Genomic DNA, 10230 nt, shown 5'->3' with positions numbered 1-10230 from the left:
GGCGCCCGCCCTGGTGCACGCGGGCCTGGGACCGCCGTAGCGGCCCCCGCCGCGCTCCCCGCGCCGACCCCCCTGCTTGCACTCTCACCCCGAGAGTGCTAAACACGGAATTGGCACTCGCCACCGTCGAGTGCCAGGCGGTCGGTCGCCGACCACCGCCTGAAGGTCGGGACGGTGAGGCCACGTTCGCCTGAGCGAACTGGTCGTCCGTCGCGGGCACCGAGCCTGGCCGAGGACGTGTCCTGACTACCGGAGGACCACACCGCAATGGCCAAACTGATTGCGTTCGACGAGGACGCCCGCCGCGGGCTCGAGCGGGGCCTCAACACCCTCGCCGAGGCCGTCAAGGTGACGCTCGGCCCCCGTGGCCGCAACGTCGTGCTCGAGAAGAAGTGGGGCGCGCCGACGATCACCAACGACGGTGTCTCGATCGCGAAGGAGATCGAGCTCGAGGACCCGTGGGAGAAGATCGGCGCGGAACTCGTCAAGGAAGTCGCCAAGAAGACCGACGACGTCGCCGGTGACGGCACCACCACCGCCACCGTGCTCGCCCAGGCCCTCGTCAAGGAGGGGCTGCGCAACGTCGCCGCCGGTGCCGACCCCATCGCGCTGAAGCGCGGCATCGAGCAGGCCGTCGAGGCTGTCACCGAGCAGCTGCACAAGATGGCCACCGAGGTCGAGACCAAGGAGCAGATCGCCGCCACCGCGTCGATCTCCGCGGCCGACCGCACGATCGGTGACCTGATCGCCGAGGCGCTCGACAAGGTCGGCAAGGAAGGCGTCGTCACCGTCGAGGAGTCGAACACCTTCGGACTCGAGCTGGAACTCACCGAGGGTATGCGCTTCGACAAGGGCTACGTGTCCGGCTACTTCGCCACCGACGCGGAGCGCCAGGAAGCCGTTCTCGAGGACCCCTACGTCCTGCTGTTCGGGTCGAAGATCTCGAACGTCAAGGACATGCTGCCGCTCCTCGAGAAGGTCATGCAGTCCAACAAGCCGCTGCTGATCATCGCCGAGGACGTCGAGGGTGAGGCTCTGGCCACCCTGGTCGTCAACAAGATCCGCGGCACCTTCAAGTCCGTCGCCGTCAAGGCCCCGGGCTTCGGTGACCGCCGGAAGGCGATGCTGCAGGACATGGCCATCCTCACGGGCGGCCAGGTCATCAGCGAGGACGTCGGCCTCAAGCTGGAGAACGCCGACATCTCCCTGCTGGGTCAGGCCCGCAAGGTCGTCGTGACCAAGGACGAGACCACCATCGTCGAGGGCGCGGGCGACGCGGACCAGATCCAGGGCCGGGTCAACCAGATCCGCGCCGAGATCGAGAACAGCGACTCCGACTACGACCGGGAGAAGCTGCAGGAGCGGCTGGCCAAGCTGGCCGGTGGTGTCGCGGTCATCAAGGCCGGTGCCGCCACCGAGGTCGAGCTGAAGGAGCGCAAGCACCGCATCGAGGACGCGGTGCGCAACGCCAAGGCCGCCGTTGAGGAGGGCATCGTCGCCGGTGGTGGCGTGGCCCTGCTCCAGGCGTCCAAGGCCGCGTTCGACAGCCTCACGCTGTCCGGCGACGAGTCGACCGGCGCGAACATCGTCAAGATCGCCGTGGAGGGCCCGCTCAAGCAGATCGCCGTCAACAGCGGTCTCGAGGGCGGCGTCGTGGTGGAGAAGGTCAAGACCCTGCCGCAGGGTCAGGGCCTCAACGCCGCCACCGGCGAGTACGAGGACCTGGTCAACGCGGGCGTCATCGACCCCGCCAAGGTGACCCGGTCCGCACTCCAGAACGCCGCGTCGATCGCCGGTCTGTTCCTGACCACCGAGGCCGTGGTCGCGGACAAGCCGGAGAAGAACAACGGCGGCGGGGGCGACCCCACCGGCGGCATGGGCGGCATGGAAGGCATGATGTGAGTCCTGCCGCATAGCGAAGGCCCGGTCCCGTCAGGGGCCGGGCCTTTTCGCTGTTCCGGGCGGTTCGCGTGCGCGCCGGGTGCGCCGAACGGAACCGTGTGGCGCCGTGCGGCGTCTCTGTTACTGAGCATCGATAAGTTAATGCCCATAACGGAGGTGTACGGTGCGTTCGTGGTGTCGAGCGACGGGCTTGTTCGGAGCGCTCTGTCTGTGCGTCGTGGTGACCGCGTGCGGCGGTGAGGACCCGGAGGAACGGGAGCGAGACGAGGCGAGTGCGGCGGGCGCGTCGCCCAGTACGTCGTCGTCCCGGGCTCCCTCACCGACCCGGTTCGATCCACCTCGCGAGTTCGCACCCGAGGGAGAGCTCGTCGCCGAGGGCGAGGGGTATGCCGTGGCCGGGGACGCGGTGGTTTCGGTCGTCGACCCGTCGCTCGACGGGGGAGACGCCGAGGAATCCGATTCCGTGGTCAGTGTGCGTGTCCGCGGGATGGATGGTCGCGTTCGGACCGAGTTCAGAACGCCCTTCGGGACGGCACACGAGTGGAACGGGCCGTTCGCCGAGTACACCCTCGGCGGACCGGCCACCGCTACGCTGGGTGACCGCCATGTCGTCCTGCTCGCGGGCACACGGGTGATCGAGGGGTCCGGTACCTACCGAGACCAGTACGACTACGTCTTCCGAGCCCACGACGCAGGGACCGGCGACAAGGTCTGGCAACGCGTGGTCGAGGTGGACTCCGGCGCGGGAGTGTCGCACCAGGTGATCGGCGCGAACAGCGAGTACACCGTGATCGAGACCGCCTCGAAAACCTACGTGCTGCGCACCTCGGACGGCGAGACCGTGTGGTCCTCCGCCGACATCGATCCCGTCGTACTGGCCGGGGACACGCTGGTCGTCCACGAGGAGACGGGGTTCACCTCGGCCCGGCCCGTCGGGCTCGACGCGGCAGACGGCGACCGTCTCTGGGAGGGGCCGGGGGTGGACTACGTGAGTGGGACTCTGGCCGACCAGATCTCGGTCGTGACACCGACCACGGTGGTGCTGCGGGCCAAGCAGGCCGACGGCGCCGGCTCGGTGCACGAGACGTACCTGGTGAGCGTCGACGACGGGTCGGTCCGCGAGACGCTCGAAGGGGAGTGGTCGTGCCGGCACGGGACGGACACGATCGTCTGCGGCACCGGGGGCGGAATGGTGGCCTTCGACGCCGAGAGCGTCGAAACGCTGTGGGAACTGCCGGACGACCGGCGCGAGGCGCCCACACTGCACGCCGTGCACAACGGCGTCGTCTACGTCTCCTCCTCGGACGGGCTGATGACACTGGACGCCCGTAGCGGCTCGGACCTCGACCACGGGCTGGGTCTGTCGGGCGGCCGGATCGTGGATGTCCGTCCCGGCTACGCCCTGGTCGAGTGGGACGGGGACGGCTCGCCTCCACGGCTGCGCGCGCACCGCGCCGTCGGGTGACCACCTCTTCCGTGGAACGCCGTCGCACGCCGCCGTGCGCCCCGGGTAACGGCCGCCGCCGGGGGCGCGGTCGTTTCGCTCCGGGCCCCGGACGGGTATCCCCCGACCGGTACCCACCGTGAAAGGAGTGATGAGCGTGGCGGACACACTCACCGGTCGTCGGGTCGCGTTCGTGGCGGCGCCCGAGGGCACCGAACAGATCGAGCTGACCGAACCGTGGAAGGCGGTCGAGGACGCCGGTGGTCGCCCCGAGCTGATTTCCCTCCAGCCCGGCAGCATTCAGGCCTTCAACCATCTGGACAAGGGGGACACCTTCACCGTCGACAAGGTCATCACCGAAGCGTCGGTGGACGATTACGACGGGTTGGTGCTCCCGGGTGGCGTGGCGAACCCGGACATGCTGCGCACCAATCCGAACGCGGTGCGCTTCGTCGGCGAGTTCTTCTCCCAGCAGAAGCCCGTCGCCGTCATCTGCCACGGCCCCTGGACGTTGATCGAGGCCGATGTCGTGCGCGGACGCCGGATGACGTCCTATCCGAGCTTGAAGACGGATCTGCGCAACGCGGGCGCGGAGTGGGTCGACGAGGAGGTCGTGACCGACAACGGCCTGGTCTCCAGCCGCAAACCCGATGACCTGCCCGCCTTCTGCGACAAGCTCGTCGAGGAGATCGCCGAGGGCAAGCACACCAAGCAGGCGGCCGGCGCCTGACGGTGTGGTGACGGCGGTGCCCACCCCGACGCCGCCGTCACCGCGTCTCGTCCCCCGGTGCCGGTCGCCGGGGGCGAGCACCGACCTTGTCGGCCAGCGCGACCGCGTCCCCCGGCGCCTTGACCTTCGCGTCGTTGTCGAAGTACACGAACACGTCCAGCCCGGCGGCCTGCCACCCGGTCACCCGGCGCGCCCAGCTTTCCAGGGCCACGTCGCTGTAGCCGCTGGTGTAAAGCTCCACGTCGCCGTGCAGCCGCACGTACACGAAATCAGCCGTGACCTCGTCCAGGAACGGCCACGTTCCCGCCGTGTCCGCGACGACGAGGGAAATGTCGTGTTCCCGCAGCAGGTCAGGGCACCGGCGTGCGAGAAAGCTGGGGTGGCGCACCTCGAGGGCGTGGCGGAGCGGCCGGTCGGCGTCGATGGCGAGGTACGGGGGGAAGGTGAGCTTGTCGTCGTGGCCGCGCGCCAGCTCGGCCGCCTCGGCGGTGGTGCGGGGCAGGAGCGCGAAGAAGGCCGCGAGCCGATCCGGGTCGAACGCCATCCGGGGCGGCAGCTGCCAGAGCACGGGGCCGAGTTTCCGGCCGAGCGCGAGCACTCCGGAGGCGAAGAAGTTCGCCAGTGGCGCCTCGACCGACCGGAGCTGTTTCATGTGGGTGATGAAACGTCCGCCCTTGACGGCGAACACGAAGTCGTCCGGGGTCTCGTCATGCCACCGTCGGTAGCGTTCGGGCCGTTGCAGCGAGTAGAACGACCCGTTGATCTCCACGGTGTTCACCCGGTGCGCGAGGTATTCCAGCTCGCGTCGCCGCGGCAGTCCCTCCGGGTAGAACACGCCGCGCCAGGCCGGATAGATCCAGCCGGACGTCCCCACCCGCGCAGTCACGTCACAGCGGGCGCAACAGGTCGTCGGCGTCCACGATCCGGTAGGCGTAGCCCTGTTCGGCCAGGAAGCGCTGGCGGTGGGCGGCGTAGTCGGTGTCGACGGTGTCGCGGGCGACCACCGAGTAGAAGTGGGCCTGCCGTCCGTCCTCCTTCGGCCTGAGCAGCCTGCCCAATCGCTGTGCCTCTTCCTGCCGGGAGCCGAACGTGCCCGACACCTGGATGGCCACCGTGGCTTCCGGCAGGTCGATCGAGAAGTTGGCGACCTTCGACACCACGAGCGTGTCCAGTTCCCCCTGCCGGAACCGCTCGAACAGCGCCTCGCGCTCCTTGTTCGTCGTCGAGCCCTGGATCACCGGTGCGTCGAGCGCCGCGCCCAGCTCCTCGAGCTGGTCCAGGTACGCGCCGATCACCAGGGTCGGCTCGCCCGCGTGCGTGTCGACGATCGAGCGGATCACGCCGAGCTTGGTGTGCGCCGTGGACGCGAGCCGGTAGCGCTCCTCGCTCTCCGCGGTCGCGTAGCCGATGCGCTCGTTGTCGGTCAGTGTCACCCGGACCTCGATGCACTCGGCGGGCGCGATCCAGCCCTGCGCCTCGATGTCGCGCCACGGCACGTCGTAGCGCTTGGGCCCGATCAGGGAGAACACGTCGCCCTCGCGGCCGTCCTCGCGCACCAGCGTCGCGGTGAGCCCGAGCCTGCGCCGCGACTGGAGATCGGCGGTCATCCGGAACACCGGCGCGGGCAGCAGGTGCACCTCGTCGTAGATCACCAGGCCCCAGTCGCGGGAGTCGAACAGCTCGAGGTGCTTGTACTCGCCCTTGCTCTTGCGGGTGATCACCTGGTAGGTCGCGATGGTGACGGGGCGGATCTCCTTCTTCTCGCCGGAGTACTCGCCGATCTCGGACTCGGTCAGCGACGTGCGGTTCACCAGCTCCCGCTTCCACTGCCGGGCCGCGACCGTGTTGGTCACCAGGATCAGCGTCGTCGCCTCGGCCCGCGCCATCGCGGCCGCGCCGACCAGCGTCTTGCCGGCGCCGCAGGGAAGCACCACCACACCGGAACCGCCCGCCCGGAACGCGTCGGCGGCCTGACGCTGGTACTCGCGCAGTGCCCAGCCGTCCTCGGCCAGCGACATCGGGTGCGACTCGCCGTCGACGTATCCCGCCAGGTCCTCGGCGGGCCACCCGACCTTGACCAGCGCCTGCTTGAGCCGTCCCCGCTCCGACGGGTGCACCACCACGGTGTCCGGGTCGATGCGCGCGCCCAGCATGGGGCTGATCTTCTTGTTGCGCAGCACCTCTTCCAGCACCGCGCGGTCGGTGGCGACCATGACGATGCCGTGCGCCGGGTCGTTCTGCAGCTGCAACCGCCCGAATCGCCCCATCGTGTCGACGATGTCGATCAACAGCGGCTGCGGCACCGGGAACCGTGAGTAGGTGGTCAGCGCGTCCACCACCTGCTCGGCGTCGTGCCCGGCGGCACGCGCGTTCCACAGCGCCAGCGGCGTCACCCGGTAGGTGTGCACGTGCTCGGGCGCGCGTTCGAGCTCGGCGAACGGGGCGATGGCGATGCGCGCGTCCTCCGCCCGCTCGTGATCCACCTCGAGCAGCACCGTCTTGTCCGACTGGACGATCAGGGGGCCATCAGTCACGCCTCCCTTTATACGTGCTCGGCGTCAGGAGAGTTCCGGTTCGGGAACCATCGAGCGCACATCCAGTCGGTCGCGCAGCATTCCGGCCCCCTGCATGAGGTCGGCCACGCGCTGGAGCCGCACGGCGTTGACCACCGGCGGGTACGACCCGAGCGAGACCAGCGACGCCGTCACCTCGTCGAGGTCGGTCAGGCGGGGCAGCGCCTGCCGCACGCGGGTGTGGTCGGTGCCGAGCCGCTGGGCCTCGGCCAGCGCGTGCCGGAACAGCGCCAGCGCGCGCGGATGCCCCTCGGTGAACTCCTTGGTCGAGGCGTAGGACGACATGGGGAACGTCTCGGTGGCTCCGCGCGCGCAGTCGGCCAGTACCCGAGCGCCGTGGTCCTTCTGGGCGAGGGTGATATACGGCTCGACCATCCAGGCCGCGTCCACCTCGCCCGCGCGCAACGCCTCCATCCGGCCGGAGGTGGGCCCGGGAACGAAGGTGATCGATTTCTCGTCGATCCCGACGGTGTCGAGTACCGAGCCGCTGGTGAGGGTGCCGAGGCCCGCCCGCTCGGCGACGGCGATCCGGGGAGCGTGAAGATCACCCGGTTCGGTGACCTCCGCGTCCGGTGGGGTGACCAGGGCCATGGAATCGGACCCGGCGACGTAGGCTTCACCCTGCAAGCGCAAGGGTGTTCCGTCGGCCGCGGCGCGGAAGAGTGCGACATTACTCGCGAACGCGACATCGAGTTGACCGTTTGTCAACGATTCCAGGGCGGCTTTTCCTCCGGTTTGTTCGACGAGTTCCACACGCAGGCCCGCGCGTTCGAACACGCCGTTCTCCACCGCGATTCGCACCGGTGCCGTCTCGATCGCGTTGCCCACACCCACCCGCAGGACGTCCGTTTCCGGCGGAGGCGGAGCGTCGCCGGGCTCGGTGAGGTCGACCACCGAACAGGCGCCGAGCAGCAGGACGGCGCCGAGCCCGCCCACGACGCGTGCGCTGGTTCGCACCGATCGCCTCCAAGGTCACAGGGCGACTTTCGCCATCGGTGTGGAGCATATGCCGACCGAACCAATACCATCGCCCGCAACCCTTCTCCAGCCTCGGGCGTTCCGTGGCCGCGCGGGTGCGTCGCTACCCTCCGGTCGTTTTCGGATGTGCCCCGACTGCGATATGACCAAAGGAAGCATGAGTGACCGGTCGCAGCGAGCGTCCCCGCCGGGATGAGGCGCGGGGTGCCGGACGTGTCGGCGGCCGGTGGCGACTGCGGAACTGGCGGCTGCGCACGAAGCTGATCGCGATGCTGCTCATCCCGTCGGTCGCGGTCCTCGTTCTGGTGAGCCTGCGCGCGAAGGCGGACCTCGACCGGGCCGCCGGGTTCGCCGCCGCCGCCGAACGGGTGCGGGTCGAGACCACCGTCGCCGACGTGGTCCACCAGCTCCAGCGGGAACGCGACCTCACCGTGCGCCTCGTGGCCGCCGGGCGTCGGCCCCCGTCGCCGGAGCTGCGGGAGCAGCGGCAGCGCCTCGACGCCGCGATCGGCGAGTACGAGCGCACGCTGACCGCCTCCGAGCACGGGCTCTCCCCCGCGGCCGCCGACGCGTTCGCCCGCATGGGCGACCGGCTCGACATGCTGACCGGACTCCGCTACGCGGGGGAGAACACCGAGCTGCCGCCACAGGCGGTGCTGCGCTCGTACCGTGAGATGATCTCGGGCCTGCTGGACATCGGCGACCAGACCGTGTCCCACGTCTCCGACGGAGACCTCGCCCGGAGCAGGCTCGCGGCGAACGCGCTGGCGCGGGTCAAGGAGCAGATGTCGGTCAAGCGGGCGATCGTGGCCCAGGCGCTGGCCCGGGGCAGCCTGCCGGAGGACCGCGAACGGGCGCTGCTGGCCGCCGAGGCGGAGCTCGACGCGGCGCGCGGGGACTTCCTGACCCTGGCGACGCCACGCCAACAGCGCATGTACACCGACACCGTCATCGGCCTCGTCGTCGACATCGGCAACGGCATCGTCGAGTCGGTGCTCACGCGCGCCGAGGCGGGACGCGGGTTCGACGGGATCTCGGCCGAGGAGTGGGACACCTCGTCCACCTACACCATCAACCTGGTCAAGCGCGTGCAGGACGCACTGCTCGTGCGGGTGCAGCAACAGTCCGACGCGCTCGCCACCGAGGCCCGCCGCTCCGCCGCGGTGGACGCCGGAATCGTGCTCGGCGCGTTGCTGGTGGCCGCCGTCCTCGCGGTGGTGATCACGCGCTCGCTGGTGCGGCCGCTGCGCACGCTCCGCACCAGCGCGCTCGACGTCGCCGAGCACCGGCTGCCCGCCGCGGTCGAGGACATCCTCACCGAGGAGCATCCCCGGCCCGAGGACACCGCGACCCGAGCCGTCGAGCCGGTCCCGGTGTACACGCGCGAGGAACTCGGGGAGGTGGCGCGCGCCTTCGACGCCGTGCACGGGGAGGCGGTCCGCCTGGCCGGGGAACAGGCCATGCTCCGCGAGAACGTCAACTCGATGTTCGTCAACCTCTCGCGGCGCAGCCAGGACCTGGTCGAGCGGCAGCTCGGCGTGCTGGACCGGATGGAGGAACACGAACAGGACCCGGACATCCTCGGTGGACTGTTCGAGCTGGACCATCTGGCCACACGCATGCGGCGCAACAGCGAGAACCTCCTCGTGCTCGCCGGGGAGGAATCCGCCCGGCCGCTGCCCGGTTCCGTGAGCGCCGACGAGATCGTCGGGGCGGCCTTGTCCGAAGTGGAGGACTACAAGCGGATCAAGGTCGCGATGACCCCGAACCTGTCGGTGCCCGGTGACGTGGCTCCGGACCTGATTCATGTGATCTCGGAGCTGTTCGAGAACGCCACCGCGTACTCGCCCGCGAGTGAGCCGGTCTCTGTGGTCAGCTCGCTGACCGCCGACCGCCAGTGGCGCATCGACATCACCGACCGGGGCGCCGGAATGCCGGAGACCGAGATCCGCAGGGCGAACGAGCGGCTGGCCCACCCTCCCGACGTCGACGTGGAGGTGTCCCGCCGGATGGGCCTCTACGTCGTGGGCAGGCTGGCCGGGCGGCACCGGGTCGAGGTGCGTCTCGCGGCGGCCGACCTGCGCGGTCTCACGGCGACGGTGGTGGTGCCCGCGGAACTGGTGGAGTTCGACCCGGACACCGCGCTCGGCAGGCCGCGCCGCACCGGGGCCGAGCCCGACCCGGTGCCGCTGGTGCCGGTGGAGCTCGGGCCGCCGAGGGCCTCCTCCGTCGCGACGAGGGCGGACGTCGCGGAGGACACCGACGGCGGGTCGCTCGTCGCGGAGGACACCGACGGTGGGTCGCTGACGGGGGCGCCCGCCGCCGACTCCGCCGTTGACGGCCCCGCCGCCGACGATCTGGCCGCTGACGATCCCGTCGCTGGCGACCCCGCCGCTGACGATCTGGCCGCCGACGAACCCGACGAGGAACGGCGCCACGAGCACGGCTTCTTCGAGCACCGGCCGCACGAGGGCGGACACGTCGCGGACGGGACGGACGACAACGTTGTCGTCGAGGATGTCGGCGGGGACGCCGGCGAGGACGCGTCCTGGGCCGCCGACCCCGTCGCCGACGAGCTGACGACCGGGCTCGTGCCGGACGGG

7 protein-coding genes are annotated in these 10230 nt (G+C 70.2%); 4 read left to right on the top strand and 3 right to left on the bottom strand.

The features are described from left to right. Nucleotides 1–267 precede the first annotated feature (267 nt). The 3 genes from groL (at nucleotide 268) to SACSA_RS0107200 (ending at nucleotide 4076) form a co-directional block, all read left to right on the top strand. Nucleotides 268–1902: a chaperonin GroEL gene (gene groL, locus SACSA_RS0107210; RefSeq protein ID WP_019814622.1), complete on the top strand. Its 1635-nt coding sequence runs from the start codon at nucleotides 268–270 to the stop codon at nucleotides 1900–1902. A 217-nt stretch (nucleotides 1903–2119) separates the two neighbouring features. Next, the gene (locus SACSA_RS0107205; protein WP_157596662.1) at nucleotides 2120–3367 is read left to right on the top strand and encodes an outer membrane protein assembly factor BamB family protein; all 1248 of its coding nucleotides are present in this window, start codon (nucleotides 2120–2122) and stop codon (nucleotides 3365–3367) included. 130 nt (nucleotides 3368–3497) lie between these two features. Next, nucleotides 3498–4076 (top strand): type 1 glutamine amidotransferase domain-containing protein, encoded by a 579-nt coding sequence (locus SACSA_RS0107200; protein ID WP_019814618.1) that lies wholly within the window; start codon nucleotides 3498–3500, stop codon nucleotides 4074–4076. A gap of 37 nt (nucleotides 4077–4113) precedes the next feature. On the opposite strand, the gene SACSA_RS0107195 is transcribed toward SACSA_RS0107200, so the two are convergent. Genes SACSA_RS0107195 through SACSA_RS0107185 form a run of 3 tightly spaced genes read right to left on the bottom strand, consistent with a single transcriptional unit; the run spans nucleotide 4114 to nucleotide 7606 of the window. Further along, nucleotides 4114–4962, bottom strand: coding sequence for a DUF72 domain-containing protein (locus SACSA_RS0107195; RefSeq protein ID WP_232212861.1), 849 nt, complete (start codon nucleotides 4960–4962; stop codon nucleotides 4114–4116). A 1-nt stretch (nucleotide 4963) separates the two neighbouring features. Then, nucleotides 4964–6610, bottom strand: coding sequence for a DNA repair helicase XPB (locus SACSA_RS0107190; RefSeq protein ID WP_019814615.1), 1647 nt, complete (start codon nucleotides 6608–6610; stop codon nucleotides 4964–4966). A 24-nt stretch (nucleotides 6611–6634) separates the two neighbouring features. After that, a complete protein-coding gene (locus SACSA_RS0107185; RefSeq protein WP_028661636.1) occupies nucleotides 6635–7606 on the bottom strand; it encodes an ABC transporter substrate-binding protein in 972 nt (323 codons plus the stop codon). A 182-nt stretch (nucleotides 7607–7788) separates the two neighbouring features. On the opposite strand from SACSA_RS0107185, the gene SACSA_RS21920 reads away from it, so the two are divergent. Further along, nucleotides 7789–10230, top strand: a 2442-nt coding sequence (locus tag SACSA_RS21920; protein ID WP_019814613.1) for a sensor histidine kinase, incomplete at its 3' end; no start/stop codon positions are given.

This window comes from Saccharomonospora saliphila YIM 90502 (assembly GCF_000383795.1).
GTDB lineage: Bacteria > Actinomycetota > Actinomycetes > Mycobacteriales > Pseudonocardiaceae > Saccharomonospora > Saccharomonospora saliphila.
This window is presented reverse-complemented; position numbering and strand designations above follow the sequence as displayed.